Source organism: Oricola nitratireducens, from assembly GCF_014904745.1.
In the GTDB taxonomy this organism is placed as follows: domain Bacteria; phylum Pseudomonadota; class Alphaproteobacteria; order Rhizobiales; family Rhizobiaceae; genus Oricola; species Oricola nitratireducens.
On the sequence record NZ_JACZCS010000032.1, the window covers coordinates 24,530 to 46,792 of the forward strand.

21 protein-coding genes are annotated in these 22,263 nt (G+C 65.0%); 14 read left to right on the forward strand and 7 right to left on the reverse strand.

Going from position 1 to position 22,263, the window contains the following annotated elements; genetic code table 11:
- The first annotated feature begins 9 nt into the window (after positions 1-9).
- The 4 genes from IG169_RS16100 (at position 10) to IG169_RS16115 (ending at position 5,437) form a co-directional block, all read left to right on the forward strand.
- The gene (locus tag IG169_RS16100) at positions 10-1,182 is read left to right on the forward strand and encodes an acyl-CoA dehydrogenase family protein (RefSeq protein ID WP_193177258.1); all 1,173 of its coding nucleotides are present in this window, start codon (positions 10-12) and stop codon (positions 1,180-1,182) included.
- A gap of 1 nt (position 1,183) precedes the next feature.
- Positions 1,184-1,837 carry a glutathione S-transferase family protein gene (locus IG169_RS16105; RefSeq protein ID WP_193177259.1) on the forward strand — a complete coding sequence of 218 codons (654 nt, stop codon included), beginning with the start codon at positions 1,184-1,186 and terminating at the stop codon, positions 1,835-1,837.
- Between the two features lie 30 nt (positions 1,838-1,867).
- Positions 1,868-3,076: an acetyl-CoA C-acetyltransferase gene (locus tag IG169_RS16110; protein WP_193177260.1), complete on the forward strand. Its 1,209-nt coding sequence runs from the start codon at positions 1,868-1,870 to the stop codon at positions 3,074-3,076.
- A 144-nt stretch (positions 3,077-3,220) separates the two neighbouring features.
- Positions 3,221-5,437, forward strand: coding sequence for a 3-hydroxyacyl-CoA dehydrogenase NAD-binding domain-containing protein (locus tag IG169_RS16115; protein ID WP_193177261.1), 2,217 nt, complete (start codon positions 3,221-3,223; stop codon positions 5,435-5,437).
- 71 nt (positions 5,438-5,508) lie between these two features.
- On the opposite strand, the gene IG169_RS16120 is transcribed toward IG169_RS16115, so the two are convergent.
- Positions 5,509-5,925, reverse strand: coding sequence for a MarR family winged helix-turn-helix transcriptional regulator (locus tag IG169_RS16120; protein WP_193177262.1), 417 nt, complete (start codon positions 5,923-5,925; stop codon positions 5,509-5,511).
- A 63-nt stretch (positions 5,926-5,988) separates the two neighbouring features.
- Between IG169_RS16120 and IG169_RS16125 the strand changes: the two genes are divergently transcribed.
- Positions 5,989-6,792 (forward strand): alpha/beta fold hydrolase, encoded by an 804-nt coding sequence (locus tag IG169_RS16125; RefSeq protein ID WP_210326063.1) that lies wholly within the window; start codon positions 5,989-5,991, stop codon positions 6,790-6,792.
- A gap of 45 nt (positions 6,793-6,837) precedes the next feature.
- Positions 6,838-7,026 (forward strand): putative antibiotic biosynthesis monooxygenase, encoded by a 189-nt coding sequence (locus IG169_RS16130; RefSeq protein WP_193177263.1) that lies wholly within the window; start codon positions 6,838-6,840, stop codon positions 7,024-7,026.
- A 132-nt stretch (positions 7,027-7,158) separates the two neighbouring features.
- Here IG169_RS16130 and IG169_RS16135 read toward each other — a convergent pair whose 3' ends face one another.
- On the reverse strand, positions 7,159-8,973 hold the full coding sequence (locus IG169_RS16135; RefSeq protein ID WP_193177264.1) for a DEAD/DEAH box helicase: 1,815 nt from the start codon (positions 8,971-8,973) through the stop codon (positions 7,159-7,161).
- 113 nt (positions 8,974-9,086) lie between these two features.
- The gene (locus tag IG169_RS16140) at positions 9,087-9,992 is read right to left on the reverse strand and encodes a LysR family transcriptional regulator (protein WP_193177265.1); all 906 of its coding nucleotides are present in this window, start codon (positions 9,990-9,992) and stop codon (positions 9,087-9,089) included.
- 124 nt (positions 9,993-10,116) lie between these two features.
- Between IG169_RS16140 and IG169_RS16145 the strand changes: the two genes are divergently transcribed.
- The 6 genes from IG169_RS16145 to IG169_RS16170 all read left to right on the forward strand — a co-directional run bounded on the left by IG169_RS16145 (position 10,117) and on the right by IG169_RS16170 (position 14,957).
- A complete protein-coding gene (locus IG169_RS16145) occupies positions 10,117-10,662 on the forward strand; it encodes a carboxymuconolactone decarboxylase family protein (RefSeq protein ID WP_193177266.1) in 546 nt (181 codons plus the stop codon).
- A gap of 56 nt (positions 10,663-10,718) precedes the next feature.
- On the forward strand, positions 10,719-11,342 hold the full coding sequence (locus IG169_RS16150; protein ID WP_193177267.1) for a pyridoxamine 5'-phosphate oxidase family protein: 624 nt from the start codon (positions 10,719-10,721) through the stop codon (positions 11,340-11,342).
- Positions 11,343-11,344: 2 nt separating this feature from the next.
- Positions 11,345-11,818 carry a nuclear transport factor 2 family protein gene (locus IG169_RS16155; RefSeq protein ID WP_193177268.1) on the forward strand — a complete coding sequence of 158 codons (474 nt, stop codon included), beginning with the start codon at positions 11,345-11,347 and terminating at the stop codon, positions 11,816-11,818.
- Between the two features lie 248 nt (positions 11,819-12,066).
- A complete protein-coding gene (locus IG169_RS16160; RefSeq protein WP_210326064.1) occupies positions 12,067-12,564 on the forward strand; it encodes a YHS domain-containing (seleno)protein in 498 nt (165 codons plus the stop codon).
- A gap of 357 nt (positions 12,565-12,921) precedes the next feature.
- Positions 12,922-13,605 carry a hypothetical protein gene (locus IG169_RS16165; RefSeq protein WP_193177269.1) on the forward strand — a complete coding sequence of 228 codons (684 nt, stop codon included), beginning with the start codon at positions 12,922-12,924 and terminating at the stop codon, positions 13,603-13,605.
- 146 nt (positions 13,606-13,751) lie between these two features.
- The gene (locus tag IG169_RS16170) at positions 13,752-14,957 is read left to right on the forward strand and encodes an MFS transporter (RefSeq protein WP_193177270.1); all 1,206 of its coding nucleotides are present in this window, start codon (positions 13,752-13,754) and stop codon (positions 14,955-14,957) included.
- A gap of 22 nt (positions 14,958-14,979) precedes the next feature.
- On the opposite strand, the gene IG169_RS16175 is transcribed toward IG169_RS16170, so the two are convergent.
- The 3 genes from IG169_RS16175 to IG169_RS16185 form a co-directional block, all read right to left on the reverse strand.
- Positions 14,980-16,356, reverse strand: a complete 1,377-nt coding sequence (locus IG169_RS16175; RefSeq protein WP_193177271.1) for an aspartate aminotransferase family protein — start codon at positions 16,354-16,356, stop codon at positions 14,980-14,982.
- A gap of 29 nt (positions 16,357-16,385) precedes the next feature.
- The gene (locus IG169_RS16180; RefSeq protein ID WP_193177272.1) at positions 16,386-17,879 is read right to left on the reverse strand and encodes an NAD-dependent succinate-semialdehyde dehydrogenase; all 1,494 of its coding nucleotides are present in this window, start codon (positions 17,877-17,879) and stop codon (positions 16,386-16,388) included.
- 123 nt (positions 17,880-18,002) lie between these two features.
- Positions 18,003-18,485, reverse strand: coding sequence for an Lrp/AsnC family transcriptional regulator (locus IG169_RS16185; protein WP_193177273.1), 483 nt, complete (start codon positions 18,483-18,485; stop codon positions 18,003-18,005).
- 200 nt (positions 18,486-18,685) lie between these two features.
- On the opposite strand from IG169_RS16185, the gene doeA reads away from it, so the two are divergent.
- Positions 18,686-19,867: an ectoine hydrolase DoeA gene (gene doeA, locus IG169_RS16190; RefSeq protein ID WP_193177274.1), complete on the forward strand. Its 1,182-nt coding sequence runs from the start codon at positions 18,686-18,688 to the stop codon at positions 19,865-19,867.
- Positions 19,868-19,871: 4 nt separating this feature from the next.
- The gene (gene doeB / locus IG169_RS16195; RefSeq protein ID WP_193177275.1) at positions 19,872-20,864 is read left to right on the forward strand and encodes a N(2)-acetyl-L-2,4-diaminobutanoate deacetylase DoeB; all 993 of its coding nucleotides are present in this window, start codon (positions 19,872-19,874) and stop codon (positions 20,862-20,864) included.
- Between the two features lie 3 nt (positions 20,865-20,867).
- Here the strand turns inward: doeB and IG169_RS16200 are convergent, their stop codons facing one another.
- Positions 20,868-22,229: a DEAD/DEAH box helicase gene (locus IG169_RS16200; protein ID WP_193177276.1), complete on the reverse strand. Its 1,362-nt coding sequence runs from the start codon at positions 22,227-22,229 to the stop codon at positions 20,868-20,870.
- Between the last annotated feature and the right edge of the window lie 34 nt (positions 22,230-22,263).

Sequence of the window (22,263 nt, forward strand, 5' to 3'; positions counted from 1 at the left end):
GAGGAATGAATGGCCAGCAATCCGGCGGAAATCCTTGGCGTCCCGAAACCGTCCTGGGCGAGCGAAGACGTCGTCATGCTGCAGGACATGGCGGCGCGGTTCATGACCGACGAGATCCTGCCGCGCTACGAGGAGTTCGAGAAAGCCGAGATCTTCGACCGCGAGAGCTGGGAGAAGGCCGGCGCGAACGGCCTGCTCTGCGCCTCGATGCCGGAGGAATATGGCGGCTCGGGCGGCACTTACGCGCATGAAACCGCGATCCTCGAAGCGATCAGCCATGTCGGCGTCGACGGCTTCGGCATCCCGCTGCACAACTCGATCGTCGCGCCCTACATCCTGCATTACGGGTCGGAGGAGCAGAAGCGCAAATGGCTGCCGAAACTGGCGACAGGCGAACTGATCGGCGCGATCGCGATGACCGAACCCGGCGCGGGCTCGGACCTGCAGGGCGTCAAGACCTCGGCCAAGAAGGACGGCAACCACTACGTCCTCAACGGATCGAAGACCTTCATCACCAACGGCCAGCTCGCCAATCTGGTCATCGTCGTCACCAAGACGGACCCGGCCGCGGGCGCGAAAGGCACCTCGCTGATCGTCGTCGAGACCGACGAGGTCGAGGGCTTCGAGCGCGGCCGCAACCTCGACAAGATCGGGTTGAAATCGAACGACACATCGGAACTGTTCTTCAACAATGTCCGCGTGCCGACCGCCAACCTGCTCGGCCACGAGGAAGGCCTCGGCTTCGTCCAGCTGATGCAGCAATTGCCGCAGGAGCGCCTCCAGATCGGCGGCAGCGCGATCGCCATGTGCGAGCGGGCGCTGGCGGTGACCATCGACTACGTCAAGGAGCGCAAGGCCTTCGGCAAGGCGGTGATCGAGTTCCAGAACACCCAGTTCAGGCTCGCCGAACTGAAGACCGAGGCGACCGTCGGGCGCACCTTCTACAATTTCTGCGTCGGCGAACATCTCGAAGGCCGGCTGACGCCCGAACTCGCCTCGATGGCGAAGTACTGGCTGTCGGACCTGCAGGGCAAGATCGTCGACGAATGCCTGCAGCTGCATGGCGGTTACGGTTACATGAACGAATATCCGATCGCGCGGATGTTCCGCGACGCGCGCGTGCAGCGCATCTACGGCGGCACCAACGAGATCATGAAACTGCTCATCGCACGGGGGCTATGAGATGACCGAATACACGCTTTACTGCTTCTGGGAATCCGGCAACGCCTACAAGGCGGCGCTGCTGCTGCAGCTCTGCGACGCCGACTGGGAGGTGCGCCGCGTGGCCTTCTTCACCGGCGAGACCCGCGGGCCCGAATTCCGCGACATGAACGTGATGGGCGAAGTGCCGGTGCTGGTGCATCACCGCGCCGACGGCGATTTCACCGTCACCCAGTCCGGCGCGATCCTGACCTATCTCGCCCGCAAGCTCGGCAAGTTCGGCCCGCAAACGGAGGCCGAGGAGTTCGAGGTGATACGCTGGCTGCTCTTCGACAGCCAGAAAATGTCCGGCTATGCCGGACCGCTGCGCTTCCTGCGCTATTTCATGAAGAAGGGCGAAACCGGCGAGGTGCAATATCTGCATGCCCGGCTGATGAGCGCGCTGAAGGTGCTCAACGCACGCCTCGACGGACGCGACTGGGTCGCCGCCGACCGGCCGACCATCGCCGATCTCGCGCTCTGCGGCTACCTGTTCTGGCCGGACCAGATCGGCATCGACTACGAGGGCCTGCCCAACGTGACGGCCTGGCTGGAGCGGATCAGGGCGCTGCCCGGCTACAAGCGCGCCGAGGACCTGATGCCCTCCGGACGCGAACCCGAGACAGCGACGGCGTGAGCCGTCGAGACAGACAACAAGGAGACGAACATGGCTGACGCATTCATCTATGACGCGGTGCGAACACCGCGCGGGCGCGGCAAGAAGGACGGGAGCCTGCACGAAGTGCCGACGCCGCGCCTCGCCGCCAGGGTTCTCGAGGCGCTGCGCGAGCGCAACGGGCTCGACACCTCCAAAGTCGACGACGTGATCCTCGGCAATGTCGATCCGGTCTACGAGGCCGGCGGCGACATCGCGCGTGCCGCCGTCTTCGAGGCGGGCTACGCGACGCAGGCGCCGGGCATGCAGATCAACCGCTTCTGCGCCTCCGGCCTCGACGCGGTCAATCTCGGCGCGGCGAAGATCGCCCAGGGCGCCGACGACATCGTCATCGCCGGCGGCGTCGAATCGATGTCGCGCGTCGGCATGGGCGCGTCCGGCGGCGCCTGGTACATGGACCCGTCGGTCAACATCCCGGCCTATTTCATGCCGCAGGGCGTGTCGGCCGACCTGATCGCCACCAAATACGGCTTCAGCCGAGACGACGTCGACGCCTATGCGGTCGAAAGCCAGCGCCGCACCGCCGAAAGCTGGGAAAAGGGCCACTTCGCCAAGTCAGTCATCCCGGTGAAGGACCAGAACGGCCTGACCATTCTCGACCGTGACGAGCACATGCGGCCCGGCACCGACATGCAGTCGCTGGCGAGCCTCAACCCGTCCTTCGTGATGCCCGGCCAGATGGGCGGCTTCGAGGCCGTCGGCATCGCCGCCCATCCGGAAGTCGAGGCGATCAACTATGTCCATCATGCCGGCAATTCGTCGGGCATCGTCGACGGCGCGGCCGGCGTGCTGCTCGGCTCGAAGCGGGGCGGCAAGACGATGGGCCTGACCCCGCGCGCCCGGATCAAGGCCTTCGCCAATATCGGCTCCGACCCGGCGCTGATGCTGACCGGCCCGGTCGACGTGACCGAGAAGCTCCTGAAGCGGGCGAAGATGAAGATCGAGGACATCGACCTGTTCGAGCTGAACGAGGCCTTCGCCGCCGTCGTGCTGCGCTACATGCAGGCCTTCGACATCGACCATTCGAAGATGAACGTCGCCGGCGGCGCGATCGCCATGGGCCATCCGCTCGGTGCAACCGGGGCGATGATCCTCGGCACGGTGCTCGACGAACTGGAGCGCCGCGACCTCAACACCGCACTGGTGACGCTGTGCATCGGCGCCGGCATGGGTTCGGCCACCATCATCGAACGGGTGTGACGCTGGAACGCCCCTCACCCCGGCCCTCTCCCCGCAAGCGGGGCGAGGGTGCGCAGGAAACAGAAGCAAGCACCCTCCCTTCTCCCCGCTTGCGGGGAGAAGGTGGCCCGAAGGGCCGGATGAGGGGCAATTCGGAGAGATGAAATGACCTACAAGAACTTCACAGTCGAAACCGACGCCGACGGCATCGCGCTGGTCACCTGGGACATGCCCGACAAGTCGATGAACGTCTTCACCGAAGAGGTGATGGACGAGATCGACGCGATCATCGACCAGGTGGTCGCCGACGACGCGATCAAGGGCGCGGTCTTCACGTCGGGCAAGAAGGATTCCTTCTCCGGCGGCGCCGACATCACCATGCTGAAAAAGATGTTCGACATCATCCAGACCGAGAAGGCGAAGGATCCGCAAAAGGCGGTGCAGATGCTGTTCGACGGCGCCGGCCGGATGAGCTGGCTCTGGCGCAAGCTGGAGACCTGCGGCAAGCCCTGGGTCTCGGCGATCAACGGCACCTGCATGGGCGGCGCCTTCGAATTGTCGCTTGCCTGCCACGGCCGCGTCGCCGCCGACAGCCCCGCCGTCAAGATGGCGCTGCCCGAGGTCAAGATCGGCATCTTCCCGGGCGCCGGCGGCACCCAGCGGGTGCCGCGGCTGACCAACCAGCAGGACGCGCTGCAGATGATGACGCAGGGCTCCAGCCTGACGCCGTCGCGCGCCAAGGCGATGGGCCTGATCCACGAGGTCGTGCCGCCGAAGAAGCTGATCGAGGCGGCCAAGGCGATGATCGCGGCCGGCCTCAAGCCGGTCCAGCCCTGGGACGAGAAGGGCTTCAAGCTGCCCGGCGGCAAGATCTACACGCCGGCCGGAGCCAATCTGTGGCCGGCGGCCTCGGCGATCCTGCGCCGCGAGACGCACATGAACTATCCCGGCGCCGCCGCGATCCTGAAATGCGTCTATGAGGGGCTGCAGGTGCCGTTCGACACGGCGCTTAAGATCGAGCAGCGCTATTTCGCCAATGTGCTGCAGACGACCGAAGCCGGATCGATGATCCGCTCGCTGTTCGTCTCGCTGCAGGAACTCAACAAGGGCGCGCGCCGTCCGGACGGCGTCAAGCCGACGAAATTCAAGAAGATCGGCGTGCTCGGCGCCGGCTTCATGGGCGCCGGCATCGCCTATGTGACGGCGAAAGCCGGCATCCCCGTGGTCCTGCTCGACCGCGACATGGAATCGGCGAACAAAGGCAAGGCGCATTCCGACGGCCTCGTCACCAAGGCGATGCAGAAGGGCCGCGCCACCGCGGAAGACAAGGAAAAGCTCCTGTCGCTGATCACGCCGACCGCGGATTATGCCGACATGGAAGGCTGCGACCTGATCATCGAGGCGGTGTTCGAGGATTCGGAAGTCAAGAAAAGCGCCACCGAACAGGGCGAAGCCGTGCTGAAGCCCTCGGCGGTCTTCGCGTCCAACACCTCGACCATTCCGATCACCTCGCTTGCGAAGAACTCGAAGCGGCCGAAGAACTTCATCGGCATCCACTTCTTCTCGCCGGTCGACCGGATGATGCTGGTCGAGATCATCATGGGCAAGCGCACCGGCGACAAGGCGCTGGCGGTCGCGATGGACTATGTCCGCGCGATCAAGAAGACGCCGATCGTCGTCAACGACACCCGCGGCTTTTACGTCAACCGCTGCGTGCTGCGCTACATGCAGGAAGCCTTCTCGATGCTGATCGAGGGCGTGCCGCCGGCGATGATCGAGAACGCGGCGAAGATGGCCGGCATGCCGGTCGGTCCGCTGTCGCTGACCGACGAGACGGCCATCGACCTCGCCCAGAAGATCATGAAGCAGACGATCCGCGATCTCGGCGACAAGGCCGTCGATCCGCGCCACATGGACCTGATCAACACGATGGTCGACACCCATGGCCGGCACGGCCGCAAGAACGGCAAGGGCTTCTACGACTATCCGGCAAAGCCGGCCAAGAAGCATCTCTGGCCTGACCTGAAGACGCTCTACCCGCAGCAGGACGCCGATACGGTCGACTTCGAGGAGCTGAAGCAGCGCCTCCTCGTCACCATCGCCCTGGAAGCGGCGCGCGTCATGGAGGAAGGCATCGTCACCGACCCGCGCGAGGCGGATGTCGGCTCGATCCTCGCCTTCGGCTTCGCGCCCTATACCGGCGGGACGCTGTCCTATATCGACGGCATGGGCGTGGCCAATTTCGTCGCGCTGGCCGACACCCTGCGCAAGAAATACGGCGCGCAGTTCAAGGTGCCGAAGCTGCTCAAGGACATGGCCGCCAATGGCGAGACCTTCTACGGCCGCTTCGACCCCTATGCCAAGATGGACGAAGCGGCGTAGTTCAGTTACCCGACTGACTCGGAAAACCCCGGGGAGCGATCTCCGGGGTTTTTTGTTTTGAGATCGACGAGCTATTCGCCCGCACCCAGCAGGCGCGCAAGAAGCGAATAAAAGATTTCGCGTTCCTCCTCGCTCAGCGGAGCGAAAGACTTCGCCAGAACGTCATGCGATAGCCGGGTGCCCTGCTGCAGGGCATCCCGGCCCTTGTCGGTCAGTTCGTAATGGATTGCGCGGCCCTTGCCCGCGACACGGCTGACCAGTCCCTTGTCGAGCATCCTGCCTGCCAGCGCGCCAAAGGACTGGTCGGTCTGAAACGTGTATTCCGCAAGGGCGTGCGAGGTCGCTCCGGGATTGCGGTGGATCGCCCGCAATGCATCCCACTGGGCCAGGGACGAACCGGTCTCCACCAGCTGCGCATCTATCGCCCGGTGGTGCCGCGATTGCAGCTGCTTGACCGCGCGTCCCAGATCCTCGAGAGGGATTGACATCGTATAAATATCCTTATATAAATATCTTTATACAGAATGAACATCTATCATCGAGGTGTCAAGATGAGCACAGATTTGAAGCAGGTCGCCACCGTTTCCGGCAGGCACGGGATCAGGATGGAACAGTTCGGCCATGGCAGGCCGCTGCTGCTTCTTCACGGCGGGGGCGGCCCAGCGACGTGCCGCGCGTTCGCAGAAAGCGCGGCTGACAGCTTCACCGTCCTTCTGCCGGCCCATCCGGGTTTCGACGGCACGCAGCGACCTGGCGGCATTGAAACGGTGCGCGATATTGCCAACGCCTATGCCGCCGTCCTTGCCGAGGCAGGTCTCACCGACATCATCGTCGTTGGATCGTCCATGGGCGGCTGGATTGCCGCCGAGCTTGCAATCTCCTTCCCTCATCTGCTGTCCGGTCTGATCCTCCTGGACCCGGTCGGCATCGAGGTCGAGGGGCAGGAGGTCATGAACGTCAACGCCATACCGCCCGCCGAGATTGCAGGCTACAGCTATCATCGCCCCGAAAGGTTCCGGGTCGATCCTTCGGCGCTCAGCGCGGAAATGCGTGCTGCAATGCAGGCGAATTTCGCCACGCTGGCTCACTACGCCGCTGATCACTACATGCAGGATCCGGCTCTCGCCGGCCGGCTCGGCGGAGTGGACGTTCCGACCCTCGTGCTTTGGGGCGAAAGCGACCGCATCGTTCGCCCGGCCTATGGCCGCGCCTTTGCCGATGCCATTCCCGGCGCCACATTCCGGATCATCGCCGAATGCGGTCATCTTCCCCAGATCGAACAGCCGGCCATGGTCCGAAAAGCGCTGGTTCAGTTCGCCGCAGGTCTGTCCGACGTGTCATTACCCGTCTGTTAGCGGAGATTTTTCATGCGCAAATTGCGTCTCGTATTCGCCATGTAGTTGGGGGTCTATCCGACCATCACCGCCCTGCAATATGTGCTTGGTCCGATGACCGCCGGCCTGCCCGTCTGGGAACGGTCGTTGATCTTTACGCCGCTGATGGTCGCAAGCATCTCGCTCGTCGTCGCCCCGTTCGTCACGAAGAAGTTTGCCGGCTTTATCGCCGGCCCCGGCAGGCCGCCCGCGTGATGGAGGAAGGCATCGTCACCGAGACCTTCTGCGAGCGGTTCGATCCGTAGGCGAAGATGGACGAAGAAGCGTAAGCGAGAGCTTACTCGAGTTGAAAACGCATGGAGAGCTCTCCGGGGTTTTCTCGTCCGTTCAGGCAGGCCGCTTCGGCTTGCGCCCCTTCGGCTTCGGCTTCTGGCCACGATCCGGCGGCGGGCCCTTGTGCTTGCGACCCGGCTTGCCACCGTCCTTGAATTTCGGTTTCTCCTGCCTCGGTTTTTCGTGCCCCGGCCTTCCACCCGCCTCACCGGCCGGTGCGATCATGATGCCTTTCTCAAGGCTGCCGGGCTGCCTGATCTGCTCGGCATAGCCGGCGGCCTTGTCGGCGGAAATCTCGAAACGGGTTTCGGTGTCGTCGATCCTGATCGCGCCGACGTCGCGTTTCGTCACGCCGCCGGCGTTGCAGATCATCGGCAGCAGGAATTTCGGATCGGCGCGCTGCTTGCGCCCGAGCGAGATGGTGAACCAGACACCGCCCTGCATGTCCGGGCGCGGCTCGCGCACCCGCGCCTGTTCGTCGACGGGCCGGCGGTCCCGACCGAAACGCTTGTTCTGCAAGGCCTCGACAGGAAGCGGCAGGAGTTCCTCGGGAACGGGATTGGCCGCCAGTTGCTGGCGAAGGAACGCCGCCGCAATGCGCTGCGGCCCCGCCCGTTCCAGCAACTCGGTGACAAAATCGGCCTCCGTCTCGCCGGGCTCGGCAGCCGAGACGGCGGCATCGAGGATCTGACGGCGGTAGCGCGCCTCGATATCGGCAATCCCGGGCGCCGCGCGCATGGTCGCTGTCAGCTTCGCCAATGCGAGCACGCGCTGGGCCGCGCCACGCCTGTGTTCGGGAACGATGAGCACGCAGACGCCCTTTCGGCCGGCGCGGCCGGTCCGCCCGGAGCGGTGCAGCAGGGTCTCGGGGTTGCTCGGCACGTCGGCGTGGACCACGAGGTCGAGGTTGGGAAGGTCGATGCCGCGCGCTGCGACATCGGTCGCCACGCAGACATGCGCGCGTCCGTCGCGCATGGATTGCAGCGCATTCGACCGCTCCGATTGCGCCATCTCGCCCGAAAGCGAAACCACCGAGAAGCCGCGATTGGCAAGGCGCGCCGTCAGATGGCGAACCGCTTCACGCGTGTGGCAGAACACCAGGGCGCTCGTCGAGTCGGAATCCAACAGCGCATTGATGATGGCGTGTTCGCGCTCGTCGCGCCGCACCAGCATCAGCTGGTATTCGATGTCGGCATGCTGTTCGGTCGACGCGGTCGTCTCGACACGCACCGCATCCGTCTGCACGGTCCTGGCAAGTTCGGCTATGCCGCGCCGTACCGTCGCCGAAAACAGCAGCGTCCGGCGCTCCTGCGGCGCCGCGGCGAGGATGAATTCCAGGTCGTCACGAAAACCAAGGTCCAGCATCTCGTCGGCTTCGTCGAGCACCACGGCGCGAATGGCGCTCAGGTCCAACGCGCCCCGCGTGATGTGGTCGCGCAGGCGTCCGGGCGTGCCGACGACGAGATGCGCGCCGCGTTGAAGCGCGCGGCGTTGGGTGCGCATGTCCATGCCGCCAACGCAGGTCGCGATCCGGACCTGCGCCGCCGCGTAGAGCCAATCGAGTTCCCGCTGGACCTGGATTGCAAGTTCGCGCGTCGGGGCGATGATCAGGCCCAGTGGCGCGGCGGCCGCGTCGAAGCTCTCGCCGGTCCCCAGCAGCGTCGACGCGATCGCGATGCCGAAGGCGACCGTCTTTCCCGACCCGGTCTGCGCCGAGACCAGCAGGTCGGCCTCGCCATGATCTGCGTTCGTCATCGCCAACTGAACCGGAGTCAGCTGACTGTAGCCCTTCGTCGTCAGCGCGGAGGCAAGGGCCGGATGTATGGCGGCGAACGGGGATATACGGTCTGAGTCGGCACTCAACGTCATGGTCACTTTCTCTGAAAGGCGCGGAATATCATGTTGCGTGCGCTTTGGGCAGCGATTGTTTGGCGGGATCACGCCGCCTGGTGGCCAGACGGACGACGGCCTCCGGCTGGAGACTACAGCGCCCTGAGCCTCGCCCTCAGGACGGGAACAGCGAAATCGAGGAATATCCGCATTTTCGAAGGAAGCGTTCCGCGCGCCGCATGAATCAGATGAACCGGGATCGGTTCCACTTCGAAGTCCTCCAGCACAAGCCGCAGCGCGCCCTGATGGACCTTTTCGACGCACTGATAGTGGAGGACGCGTGTTGCGCCGACACCTTGCGCGGCGGCATCGACTGCGGCTTCCGCGGTCGACACCGAAAGACGCGGCGAGAATTCCACCTCGATGGCCCTTCCGTCTTCGGCCGACCGGAACGGCCAGCTTGAAGCCGGCGACAGGAACTCGAAGTTGACGCATGGCAGCGCGGCCACATCCTCCGGCCTCGCGGGCAGGCCGCAAGCATCGATCAGTTTCGGGCTCGCGCAAACGACGGTCCGCATCGAGCCGATATTGGTGGCGATCATGGTGCTGTCGGGCAGCCGGCCGATCCGCACCGCCATGTCGACATGTTCGTCGAGCAGATGGAGGTTCCGGTCCGACAGCAGCAGCCGGACATTGATCTCCGGATAGGCGGCGAGAAAATCGGCGACGATCGGCAGAATGTGCAGCCGGCCGAAGAATACCGGAGCCGTCAGGGTCAATTCGCCGCGCGGCGCATGAAACTCGCCAGAGGCGATCCTTTCCGTTTCTTCGATATCCTCGAGGATACGCCTGGCCGAGGCCAGGTAGGCCGCGCCGGTGTCGGTCAGCGCGACCTTGCGCGTCGTGCGGACCAGGAGCTTGGCGCCCAGATGCGTCTCGAGCTCGTTCACCTTGCGGCTGACGGTCGCGAGCGGCACGCCCAGGTCGCGGCTGGCGGCCGAGAAACTGCCCCTGTCGGCGACCCTGAGCAGCAGTCGCATGGCTTCGAGCCGGTCCATGATTATTCCATTATTCGGGATACTAATTTCCAATACTACATGATTATTCCTTTAAATGGAATGCGGTAATCCTCCTTGTGCAAGAACCCGCCCGGGTTCCAGACCCGCAAAAGGAGAAACAACCATGTCCCGCCTGACCATTCCCGCGCGCGACGATGTCCCCGCCGATTCCAGACCGATCCTCGACGCCGTCCAAAAGCAGCTTGGCGTCGTCCCGAACATGTTTCGGCTGATCGCCTCAAGCCCCGCCGCGCTGCAGGGCTACACCGCCAACAACGCCGCGCTCGCCAAGACGCTGGACGTCAAGACGCGCGAGCGCATCGCGCTCGCCGTCGCCCAGGTGAACGGCTGCGACTACTGCCTGTCCGCGCATAGCTATCTCGGCATGAACATGGCGAAGATCTCAAACGAGGAGATCGCGCTCAACCGCATGGGCCGGTCGGGCGATCCCAAGGCCGACGCCGCCGTCCGCTTCGCGACCAATGTCGTTCGCGACCGTGGCCGCGTCGGTGACGCCGATATCGAAGCCGTTCGCAAAGCGGGTTTTTCCGACGGCCAGATCGTCGAGATCATCGCGGTGGTCGCCGAGAACATCTTTACGAACCTGCTCAACGTGGTCGCCGGGACCGATATCGACTTCCCCGTCGTCCAGGCCGCCGAAGCTGCCTGACGCGAGAAGCGGGCGGGTTCCTCTGGCCCGCCCGTCCTCAACCAGGAAACACCGCCATGCCCTACGGATTCCTCGACATAGCAACGACACCCAGCGTCCGCGCAGCGCAGCGGGCCATGGGCAGCGACCGTGTCTACGGGAACTTCAAGGGCGACCGCAGCTTCGACAGGTTCACACCGAACGAAGCTGCCTTCATCGCGGCGCGCGACAGCTTCTACATGGCCACTGTCTCCGAGACCGGCTGGCCCTATGTCCAGCACCGCGGCGGGCCTCAAGGTTTCCTGAAGGTCGTGGACGAGAAGACAATGGCCTTCGCCGACTATCGCGGCAATCGCCAATATATCAGCGTCGGCAACCTCGCCGCCGAGGCCCGCGCCGCACTGATCCTTGTCGATTATGCGGCCCGCGCCCGCCTCAAGATCTATGCCCATATCGAGGCGGTTCCGATCGACGATGATCTTGCGGCGCTCGTTGCCGAGCCGGACTACAGCGCAAAACCGGAGCGCGTCCTTGTGCTCCGCCTCGCGGCATTCGACTGGAATTGCCCGCAGCACATCACCCCCCGTTTCACCGAAGCGGAAGTCACCGCGGCGATGGCGCCGTTGCATGACCGCCTGACCTCACTTGAAGCCGAAAACGAACAGCTGCGGGCCAGGCTCGCCAGCAGGGAAGGAGACTGACAATGGAAACCGAACGCCCGCCACTGCCGCCATTCACCAGGGTCGAGGACGCCGTCAGCAAGGTCCGCCTCGCCGAGAATGCGTGGAACACGCGCGATCCGAAACGCGTCGCGCTGGCCTACACGCCGGACAGCCATTGGCGCAATCGCGCCGAGTTCTTCGAAGGCCGCGACAGTATCGTCGCCTTCCTCATCCGGAAATGGGACCGCGAGCTCGATTATCGCCTGATCAAGGAGCTTTGGGGCTTCCGCGAAAACCGCATCGCGGTCCGGTTCGCCTACGAATGGCGTGACGACAGCGGGAACTGGTTCCGCTCCCACGGCAACGAACTGTGGGAGTTCGACGAGTGCGGCCTGATGCGCCGCCGCATCGCCAGCATCAACGACGCGTTGATCGGCGGTGCCGACCGGAAGTTCCACTGGCCGCTCGGGCCGCGTCCGGAAACTCATCCGGGCCTCAGCGACCTCGGCCTCTAGGGCCGCGCAAGCACCACCTGTCTCCGCCGGCCCGCTCGGGCCGGTGCGGCCGGCGAGGACCTCCTCGCGGTCGACGGATCGATCATGCCGGACTACGGCCGATCCAGCCAGTTCGGCGCGGCAATCGCCATTTAAGACACCCGATTGCGCGCCGGAGCCGCCGGACGTCCGGCGGATCATGCCGACGGCATGTCGCCGGCGGCTTCATCCCAGACGCCCGCGTGGCGCAAACCGAAAGGAAGACTGACATGAAGAACCTGAACACCATCATGGCGATTGCCTGTGTCATCGGCACGATCTCCGGCGTCTCGTCCGCCTTCGCGGCCGACGAATACAACGTCTCGACCGGCACCACCGTCGACGGCCAGGGCGTCGCTCTCCGCGGCAACGATTCCGTTGCCCTGTTCACCGGACTGGACGTCACCCCCGGCCACGCCAAGTTCACCGTCGTGCATGACAATGTCGCCTATTACTTCTCGTCCAAAGAGACGATGAAGCAGTTCTCGGCCGATCCGGCAGCCTTCATTCCGCAATATGGCGGCTTCTGCGCCTTCGGCGTCGCCAAGGGCCTGAAGCTGGACGGCAGCCCGCGCTTCGCCGACGTCGTCGACGGCAAGCTCTACCTCTTCCTCAACGCCGATGTCTTCGAGGCCTACAAGAAGGACAAGGCCGGCACGATCGCCAAGGCCGAAGCCAACTGGCCGGGCATGGAACACCGCACCGTGGAGGATGTGAACGGCCTTTGATGCGTGATGCGACCTGACCGGTTCGCACCACCCGCATCTGAAGATCCTGGAGGCAGGCCTCGCGAAAACCGTCCCCTTTTTCGCTCGCGGCCTCCAGGAGCCGGCATCCCTCCCCCCGGATGCCGTCCCAAGGCGCTGGTGGCGATCCCCTCTCGTCACCAGCGTGCTTTCTGTTCTTTCCCACAAAATCGAAGTGAAATACCGGGACGGAGTGGTGTCCAAATCGGATAACTGCCCCGCCACCTTTCGCCCAACTCCTTGTTTCCGCCCGCTATTCGCGATTCGCCACTCGCTCTCTATCCACCGCCCCCAAACCCTCCAGCACAATCCGCCAGCACGTTTCAAAGGAGGCAGGGCATGGAATTCGACTGGCGCAGGGCGATAGACCGCTACAGCGAGGACCTGTGCGCCATCGCCGCGCGGCTGATCGTCATGGCCGGGATACAAGCCGGGCGAACGGCGCCGACCCTGCCGCGCCGTCTCTACTGGCGCATCCTCAGCCTGCTTCGCCACGCCGAATATGCGGCGCGCCGGCTGATCGTCATGGCCGCCTGCAAGCTCGTGACAATCACCATGCCTACGACCGAAGGGCGCAGAAGGCGACCACCAAACTCCGTCATCCTCGGCCTGTGCGAGACCCTGCGGCGAGCCGCCGATACAGCGCCGGGCGCCCCCCTCCCCGCCTTCCAGCTGTTCGACCCGTTCAAGCGCACCGGCCATCCGTGGCTGGAGCCGGACGGGACCGCGGCCGACGAGGACAAAGATTTCCCGCCCGCGCTGCCCCCGGACGAGCCGGTCGACGCGAAAACGCTGTGCCGGCGGATCCGCGCGCTCGCCAATGCGCTCTCCGATCTGGAGGGGCAGGCGCTGCGGCTGGCGCGGTGGCGGGCGCGGCGTCACATGGAGTCCGCGCGGCCCCGGCGCTGGTCGCCGCTTCGCCCGGGCCGGCCGCACGGCATCCGGAAGCGGCCGAAAACGCCAATCGGGGAATTGCTGAAGGACTGCCATGCCCTCGCCCGGGACGCGTGGAACACATCGTGAGGGGAAATCGTCACTGGATATCGTCAAAACCGGCTTCGGCAATGAAGCACCGGGCCGATTACACGCGCCCTTCCCTTTCCGCGGCCATCGCTTATGTTGCGATGCGGGAGGCCGATTTCTTCTCCACGGGGCTCCACTCAACCGACATGCGCACGACACCAGACAATTCCACTCCCGGCGCAGCGCCGCGCGCCGCCGCCCCCGCGTCGATCGGCTTCGCCGCGACGATGCTTTTCGCCGTCGCCTGCGGCGCGCTTGCCGCCAATCTCTATTACGCCCAGCCGCTGGTCGCGCTGATCGGCGACAGCATGGGGCTGTCCGTTTCGGCGGAAAGCACGATCTTCACGGCGGCGCAGCTCGGCTATGTCATCGGTCTCGTCTTTCTCGTGCCGCTCGGCGACATCGTCGAGAACCGCGGGCTGATCGTCGCGACCATGGCGCTCAACGTCGTCGCGCTGGCCGGGCTCGCATTCGCACAGGGCCTGACGGCGCTGTTTGCCATGTTGCTGATCGTCGGGCTGACATCGACCGCCGCGCAAGTGATCGTTCCGCTCGCCGCCAGCCTTGCGCCCGCCGCCCGGCGCGGCACGGTGGTGGGCAATGTCATGACGGGCCTGATCACCGGCATCATGCTGGCGCGGCCGGTCTCGAGCTTCCTGGCCGATTACGTCGGCTGGCGCGGCGTCTTCGGCCTGTCGGCGGCGGTCGTCGCGGCCGTCCTCGTCGCCGGGCTGTTCATCATCCCGCGCCGCGAACCGGGCGGGCAGCACAAATATCATGCGCTGATCGGATCGCTCGGCAAGCTGATGGTCGAGCAGCCGGTGCTGCGCCGGCGCAGCCTCTACCAGGCCGCCATGTTCAGTTCGTTCTCGATCTTCTGGACCGCCGCGCCGATCATCCTGCTGCGCCAGGGCTATTCGTCGAGCCAGGTCGCGCTGTTCGCGCTTGCCGGCGTCGCCGGCGTCTTCGCCGCGCCGATCGCCGGGCGGCTTGCCGACCGGAACTACATCCGGCCGGGAACGATCCTGTCGATCGGTCTCGGCGTCCTGTGCTTCGTGCTCGCATGGTTCGGTGAAAACACGTTCTGGATGCTGGTGCTGGCCGGTATCGTCATCGACCTCGGCGTCCAGGGCAACATGGTGCTGAGCCAGCGCGAGATCTTCCAGCTCGACGAAGCGATCCGCAGCCGGCTCAACTCCGCCTACATGACCACCTTCTTTATCGGCGGCGCGATCGGTTCGGCGCTGACGAGCCCGGTGCTGGAGCGTTTCGGCTGGACGGGGATCTGCCTTCTCGGCGGCCTCGTGCCGCTGGCGGCGCTGGCCTGGTTCGCCATCGCGGAGAGGCGCTGACGCGCCTCCCCGAACGCCGGCTCTAGAGCGCGGCGCAGACTTCTTCCACGGCTTCCTTCGTCGCCTTGACGATCACGTCCGCCTCGTCCTGGCTCAGGCAGAGCGGCGGGGCGAAGCCGATGATGTCACCTTCCGGCATGGCGCGGGCGATGACGCCGCGTTTCAGCATGGCGGCGACGGCTTTCGCGGCGACAGTCTTGCCCGGATCGAAGAAGGTCCGCGACGCCTTGTCCTCGACCAGCTCGACGGCGCAGAGCATGCCCTCGCCGCGCACGTCGCCGACATTGCGGTGGCCGGCGAGCGCTTCCGCCATCTTCGCGTTGAGATAGGCGCCGACCGTGCCGGCGTTCTCCACGAGGCCGAGGTCGTCGATGACCTTGAGATTGGCGACGGCGGCGGCCGCGCCGATCGGGTGGGCGGAATAGGTCCAGCCATGGCCGATGGCGCCGAACTTGTCGGTGCCGTCCTCCAGCACCTTCCAGACCTTCTCGGAAATGATCGAGCCGGACAGCGGCGCGTAAGCCGAGGTCAGCCCCTTGGCGATGGTGATGATATCCGGTTCGATGCCGCAATGGACGGAGCCGAACATCGTGCCGAGACGGCCGAAGCCGGTGACGACCTCGTCGGCGATCAGCAGGATGTCGTGCTTCTTCAGCACCGCCTGGATCTTTTCCCAGTAACCGGCCGGCGGCGGCACGATGCCGCCGGTGCCGAGCACCGGCTCGCCGATGAAGGCGGCGATCGTGTCGGCGCCCTCGCGCTCGATCAGGGCTTCCAGCTCGGCGGCGCAATGGGCGGAGAATTCCTCCTCGCTCTGGCCGGCGTCCTTGCGGCGGAAATAATAGGGCGCCTCGGTGTGCAGCACCTGCGGCAGCGGCAGGTCGAACTGCTTGTGGAACAGGCCGAGGCCGGTCAGCGAGCCGGTCATCAGGCCGGAGCCGTGATAGCCGCGCCAGCGCGAGATGATCTTCTTCTTCTCCGGCCGGCCGAGGACGTTGTTGTAATACCAGACCAGCTTGACATTGGTCTCGTTGGCGTCGGAGCCGCCGAGGCCGTAATAGATGCGGGACATGTTCGACGGCGCGCGGTCGATGACCATTTTCGACAGCGTGATCGAGGCTTCCGTGCCGTGGCCGACATAGGCGTGGTAATAGGCGAGTTCCTTCGCCTGTTTGGCGATCGCCTCGGCGACCTCCTGGCGGCCGTAGCCGATATTGACGCAATAGAGCCCGGCGAAGCCGTCGAGCAGGCGGTTGCCGTCGCGGTCCTCGATAAAGACCCCCTTGCCGCCGGTGACGATGCGCTCCGGCAACTCGCCGCGCGCGAACTGGGCGAGATGGGTGGACGGGTGGAAGAAGTGCTCGCGGTCCCACTGCTCGAGCGGATCGTTTCTCAACATTGGCGGATTTTCCTTTCAGGTTCGAGTTTTCAGGCCCAGTCGCGGCACAGATATTTGACGTCCGTAAAGGCCTCGAGACCCAAACGCGACCCCTCGCGCTCCAGCCCGGACTGTTTCATGCCGCCGAAGGGAATCGGCGCACCGGTGACCTTGGTGCGGTTGACGGCGACCATGCCGAAGGCAAGCGCGCGCGAGGCGCGGTAGATGCGGCGCGGATCCAGCGTGTGCAGATAGGCGACGAGACCGTATTCGGTATCGTTGGCGCGGGTGAGCGCCTCCTCCTCGGTGTCGAACGGCGCGATGGCCGCGACGGGGCCGAAGGTCTCCTCGCGCATGATCAACGCGTCGGCGGGCACATCCGCCAACACGGTCGGCTGGAAGAACAGGTCGCCGGCGGGATGGCGCTTGCCGCCGACGAGACGCTTCGCGCCTTTCTTCAGCGCGTCGGTGACGTGGTCTTCCTGCTTGGCGACGGCGCCTTCGTTCATCAGCGGGCCGATATCGGGATCGTCCATGCCGAAGCCGACGGAAAGCCTGGCCGTGCGCTCGGCGAACGCCTTGCAGAAGGCGTCATAGACGGGGCGCTCGACGAAGAAGCGGTTGGCGCCCAGGCAGTCCTGCCCGGAGGTGGCGAATTTCGCCTTGATCGCCTCGTCGACCGCCTGGTCGAGATCGGCATCGGCGAAGACGATGAAGGGCGCGTGGCCGCCGAGCTCCAGCACCAGCCGTTTCACGGTGTCGGCACCCTGGCGGTAGAGGAGCTTGCCGACCTCGGTCGAGCCGGTGAAGGACAGCGCGCGCACGCGCTTGTCGGCCATCCATGCGCCGACGATCTCGGGCGCGTCGCCGGTGACGACATTGAACACGCCGGCGGGCAGGCCGGCGCGTTCGCCGAGTTCCGCCAGCGCGAGCGCGGAGAACGGCGTCGTGATGGAAGGATGCACGACGACGGTGCAGCCGGCGGCGAGCGCCGCGCCCGCCTTGCGGGTAATCATGGCGCAGGGGAAGTTCCACGGCGTGACGAGCGCGGCGACGCCGACGGGCTCGCGCCAGACCTCCACCTCGGCGTCGTGCAGATGCGAGGTCACGCTCTCGATGTTCGGGCGTTTCGCCTCCTCGGCATAGAACTCGATGAAGGAGGCTGCGTAGTCGATTTCGCCGCGCGATTCCGAAATCGGCTTGCCCTGCTCGCGCGTCATGATGACGGCGAGGTCCTCGCGGTTGGCAAGCATCAAGTCGTACCAGCGCCTGAGGATCGCCGACCGCTCCTGCGGCAGCATCCGGGCCCAGGCGTGAAACGCCGCGTCGGCGGCATCGACGGCGGCGATACTGCCTTGACGACCGATCCGCGCGACTTCGCCGATCCATGTGCCATCGGCCGGATCGGTGACCGGCAGGAAAGCGGCGTCATCGGCTGCGGTCCAGCGCCCGCCGACATAGGCGAGCGACCGCATCAGGCGGCGGTCGGCGAGACCGACCGGCGTATCCTGGCGGGCGTCGTGGCGTATGGCGGCGCGGACCATGGCGCATCTCCTCTGGCAGGGGGCGAATACTGCGAGGCTAGCAGGGGCTCCGGCGAGGATGCCTCCGAAGGTCCTGATACAGGGAGAGGATCTTTCTTTTTATCGGCCGCAAAACAGCGGATCTTACTCCGCGCTTCCCAGAAGCGCGGCGAGCGGGAGGCCGCCGGACTTGATGTCCTTGGTGACGATATAGGTGAAGTAGCGCGCCATGGCGGCCTTGCGTTCGAGCAGCGTGTCCATCAGCCGCTGGTAGGAATCGATGTCGCGGGCGACGACCTGCATCAGGTAGTCGTAACCGCCGCCAAGCGCCCAGCAGGCGACGATCTCGTCATAATGGGCGACCGCCTTTTCGAAGGCCTGGAACGCCTCGGCGCGGTGGTTCTCGAGTTCGACGACAACGAACACAACCACATGAGACGCAACGGATTTCAGGGAAATCTCGGCGCGATAGCCCTGGATGACGCCGGCATCCTCGAGGCGCTTGAGGCGCTCCCAGCAGGGCGTCGGAGAGAGATTGATGCGGCGCGCGAGATCGGTCTTCGAAATCCGCCCCTCGCGCGACAGGATCGAGAGGATGCTGATGTCCCTGTCGTCGAGCTTGAGCATGATTTGTCCCGCCTCGCCTGCCGCTACCGGCACATGGTTTCGTCGGGATTCATACGCTCCGATGCCGCCGGGCGACAAGCGCGGGCGCGAAATTCGTCAATAATCGCGGCAAGTTGCGGCGCGGAAAATTATCTTGACGAGTTGCGCGCGCTGTCGCCTGTTTGCTTGCGGAACCTTTACCGCCGTCCAAGGAGTGGGGCATGGCCGAACCGAGACGCGATTTCACGCCGGAGGAATACCAGTTGCGCATCCGGCGAACGCGCAGCGCCATGGCCGACAAGGGCCTCGATCTCCTGGTCGTTTCCGATCCTTCCAACATGGGCTGGCTGACCGGCTATGACGGCTGGTCGTTCTACACGCACCAGGCGGTGCTGCTCGGCATGGAGGGCGAGCCGGTCTGGTGGGGCCGCGGCATCGATGCGCTCGGCGCACGGCGCACGGTGACCATGGCCGACGAGAACATCGTCGGTTACGACGACATCTACGTCCAGAACCCGGCAATGCACCCGATGGAGACACTTGCCGGCCTGATCAAGCAGCGCGGCTGGGATACGTCGCGGGTCGGTGTCGAACTCGACAACTACTATTATTCCGCCGCCGCCCACCTGTCGCTGACCAGGGGCCTGCCGGAAGCCGAGATCGTCGACGTGACGGGCCTGGTGAACTGGCAGCGCGCGGTGAAAAGCCCGACCGAGATCGAATATATGCGCCGCGCCGCGCGGATCGTCGAACAGATGCACCTGACCGTGGTGGAAAAGGCCGAGCCCGGCCTGCCAAAGAACAAGCTGGTCGCGGAAATCTACCACACCGCGATCACCGGAGCGGACGGCCATTGGGGCGACTATCCGGCGATCGTGCCGATGGCGCCGTCGGGCATGGACGCGACCGCGCCGCACCTGACCTGGGACGATTATCCGTTGCAGGACAACGAAAGCACCTTCTTCGAGATCGCCGGGGTGCACCGGCGCTACCACTGCCCGCAATCGCGCACGCTGTTCATCGGCAAGCCGCCGCAGAAATATCTCGATGCGGAAAAGGCCGTGCTGGAATCCGTCGAGGCCGGTTTGGAGCAGGCCAAGCCGGGAAACCGCTGCGAGGACATCGCCAATGCCTTCAACGCGACGCTGAACAAGTTCGGTTTCGTCAAGGACAATCGCTGCGGCTATTCCATCGGCCTGTCCTACCCGCCCGACTGGGGCGAGCGCACCATGTCGTTCCGGCGCGGCGACAAGACCGAACTGAGGCCCGGCATGACCTTCCACTTCATGCCGGCGATCTGGCTCGACGACGGAGGGCTGGAGATCACCGAACCGATCCTGATCACAGAGACCGGCGTCGAGTGTTTCTGCAACACGCCGCGCAAACTGTTCGTGAAGGACTGAGACCGTGACGACCAATCCGATTCGGCCGACCATCCCGTTCGACGACGACGGCGTGCATCACGGCTTTCTGCGCCTGCCCTACAGCCGCGACGATTCCGCCTGGGGATCGGTGATGATCCCGATTACCGTCATCAAGAACGGCGACGGGCCGACGGCGCTTGCGACCGGCGCCAATCACGGCGACGAATATGAGGGGCCGGTGGCGCTGCAGGAACTGGCGGCGACGCTGAATGCCGGCGACGTCACGGGCCGGGTGATCATCGTCCCGTTCTTCAACTATCCGGCTTTCCGCGCCGGGACGCGCACCTCGCCGATCGACAAGGGCAATCTCAACCGGATCTTCCCGGGCAAGCCGGACGGCACGGTGACGCAGAAGATCGCCGACTATTTCAACACGGTGCTGGTGCCGCATGCCGACATCGTTCTCGACTTCCATTCCGGCGGCAAGACGCTCGATTTCCTGCCTTTCGCCGCGGCGCATATTCTCGATGACTCGATGCAGCAACATGCCTGCGTCGCCGCCATGGAGGCGTTCAACGCGCCCTATTCGATGATGATGCGAGAGATCGACAATGTCGGGATGTACGACACGGCGGTCGAGGAGCAGGGCAAGGTGTTCGTCACAACCGAACTCGGCGGCGGCGGCTCGGCGACGGCGAAGAGCATCGCGATCGCACGCAAGGGGCTGCGCAACGTGCTGATCCATGCCGGAATTCTGAAAGGCAAGCCGGAGATCGGCAAAAGCGTCTATCTGGACATGCCGGACGACGACTGTTTCGTCTTCGCGACGCATGACGGCATGATCGAGCCGTGCGCCGATCTCGGCGATACGGTCAAAAAGGGCGATTGCCTTGCGAGGATATGGTCGGTCGACAGGACCGGCGTGGCGCCGACGCAGTACCGCGCGAAACGCGGCGGCCTGATGACGGCACGGCATTTCCCCGGCCTGGTAAAGGCCGGGGATTGTCTGGCTGTGATCGCCGACGCGCGATCGTAAGGATCAGGCGGCGCGGCTCTTGCGGTTCCTGCGCCAGCTCGGACGGCTGGCGGGACGCGACGGCGTTCCGGCACCCTGTTCGGCCTGCTGGCCCTGGGGACGCTTGCCGCGATTGGGACGGCCACGGTTCTCGTTATCCGCACTCCGTTCTTCACGCGGCTTTCCGCCCTGGCCATTACGGTTTCCACGCGGTCCGCGATTGGGCTTGGCATCCTTGCGCACGCCGTGGCCGAAGCCCGGATGTTCGCCGCTTGCCACCTCGATTGGCACGTTGGTCAGGCGTTCGATGTCGCGCAGCATCTTGGTTTCCTCCGGCGAGCAGAAGGAAACGGCAAGCCCCTCGGCGCCGGCGCGCGCGGTGCGGCCGATCCGGTGGACATAGCTTTCGGCAACCTGCGGCATGTCGAAATTGTAGACATGGCTGACGCCCGGAATGTCGATGCCGCGCGCGGCGACATCAGTCGCCACGAGGACGCGGGTCGCACCGCTGCGAAAATCGCGGATGGCGCGGTCGCGCTGGCCCTGGCTCTTGTTGCCGTGGATCGAGGCGGCGGAAAAGCCGCTGGCCACGAGGTGATGCATCAGCTTCTCGGCGCCGTGCTTGGTGCGCGCGAAGACAAGCGACAGATCCCCGGGGCGCTCGCCGAGGCATTTCTTGAGCAGGTCCGCCTTGGCGCGCTGGCCGATGAAATGCACCGACTGCGCGACCTTGTCGGCCGCCTTGCCGGGCGGCGAAACCTCGATGCGAACCGGGTCTTTCAGGAATGTCCTGGAGAGATCGGCGATCTCCTTCGGCATGGTGGCCGAGAAGAGCAGCGTCTGGCGCTCGGCGGGAATAGCCTTCGCGATCTTGCGCAGCGAATGGATGAAGCCGAGATCGAGCATCTGGTCGGCCTCGTCGAGGACGAGGAAATGGGTCTGCGCCAGAATGACGGCGCGGCGTTCCATCAGGTCGAGGAGACGGCCGGGCGTCGCGACAAGGATGTCCTTGCCCTGGCCAAGATCACGGATCTGGACATTGATCGACTGGCCGCCGACGACGGTCGCGATCTTGAGCGGGGTCTTCTTCATGAAGCCGCGCAGGCTGGTCGTAATCTGGTTGGCCAGTTCACGCGTCGGCGCAAGAATCAGAACGCGGCAGCTCTTGGGATAGGGCCGCTGCGGATTGGCGAGAAGCTTTTCGATCAGCGGCAGGCCGAAAGCGGCCGTCTTGCCGGTGCCGGTCTGGGCGAGGCCCATGATGTCATGTCCTTCCAGCACCGCGGGAATCGCGGCCTTCTGGATCGGCGTCGGCGTGTCATAACCGGACGCAGCAACGGACTGGAGAATACGGTCGGAAAGACCGAGGGTGGAAAAATCAGTCAATAGTCATGCCTTTCGTGGCATTGGCGCACGGGAA

Bases quoted from the DNA above. Each gene is read 5' to 3' on its own strand.
- IG169_RS16100 (WP_193177258.1), top strand. From the start codon at position 10: ATGGCCAGCAATCCGGCGGAAATCCTTGGCGTCCCGAAACCGTCCTGG.
- IG169_RS16105 (WP_193177259.1), top strand. From the start codon at position 1,184: ATGACCGAATACACGCTTTACTGCTTCTGGGAATCCGGCAACGCCTAC.
- IG169_RS16110 (WP_193177260.1), top strand. From the start codon at position 1,868: ATGGCTGACGCATTCATCTATGACGCGGTGCGAACACCGCGCGGGCGC.
- IG169_RS16115 (WP_193177261.1), top strand. From the start codon at position 3,221: ATGACCTACAAGAACTTCACAGTCGAAACCGACGCCGACGGCATCGCG.
- IG169_RS16120 (WP_193177262.1), bottom strand. From the start codon at position 5,925: ATGTCAATCCCTCTCGAGGATCTGGGACGCGCGGTCAAGCAGCTGCAA.
- IG169_RS16125 (WP_210326063.1), top strand. From the start codon at position 5,989: ATGAGCACAGATTTGAAGCAGGTCGCCACCGTTTCCGGCAGGCACGGG.
- IG169_RS16135 (WP_193177264.1), bottom strand. From the start codon at position 8,973: ATGACGTTGAGTGCCGACTCAGACCGTATATCCCCGTTCGCCGCCATA.
- IG169_RS16140 (WP_193177265.1), bottom strand. From the start codon at position 9,992: ATGGACCGGCTCGAAGCCATGCGACTGCTGCTCAGGGTCGCCGACAGG.
- IG169_RS16145 (WP_193177266.1), top strand. From the start codon at position 10,117: ATGTCCCGCCTGACCATTCCCGCGCGCGACGATGTCCCCGCCGATTCC.
- IG169_RS16150 (WP_193177267.1), top strand. From the start codon at position 10,719: ATGCCCTACGGATTCCTCGACATAGCAACGACACCCAGCGTCCGCGCA.
- IG169_RS16155 (WP_193177268.1), top strand. From the start codon at position 11,345: ATGGAAACCGAACGCCCGCCACTGCCGCCATTCACCAGGGTCGAGGAC.
- IG169_RS16160 (WP_210326064.1), top strand. From the start codon at position 12,067: ATGAAGAACCTGAACACCATCATGGCGATTGCCTGTGTCATCGGCACG.
- IG169_RS16165 (WP_193177269.1), top strand. From the start codon at position 12,922: ATGGAATTCGACTGGCGCAGGGCGATAGACCGCTACAGCGAGGACCTG.
- IG169_RS16170 (WP_193177270.1), top strand. From the start codon at position 13,752: ATGCGCACGACACCAGACAATTCCACTCCCGGCGCAGCGCCGCGCGCC.
- IG169_RS16175 (WP_193177271.1), bottom strand. From the start codon at position 16,356: ATGTTGAGAAACGATCCGCTCGAGCAGTGGGACCGCGAGCACTTCTTC.
- IG169_RS16180 (WP_193177272.1), bottom strand. From the start codon at position 17,879: ATGGTCCGCGCCGCCATACGCCACGACGCCCGCCAGGATACGCCGGTC.
- IG169_RS16185 (WP_193177273.1), bottom strand. From the start codon at position 18,485: ATGCTCAAGCTCGACGACAGGGACATCAGCATCCTCTCGATCCTGTCG.
- doeA (WP_193177274.1), top strand. From the start codon at position 18,686: ATGGCCGAACCGAGACGCGATTTCACGCCGGAGGAATACCAGTTGCGC.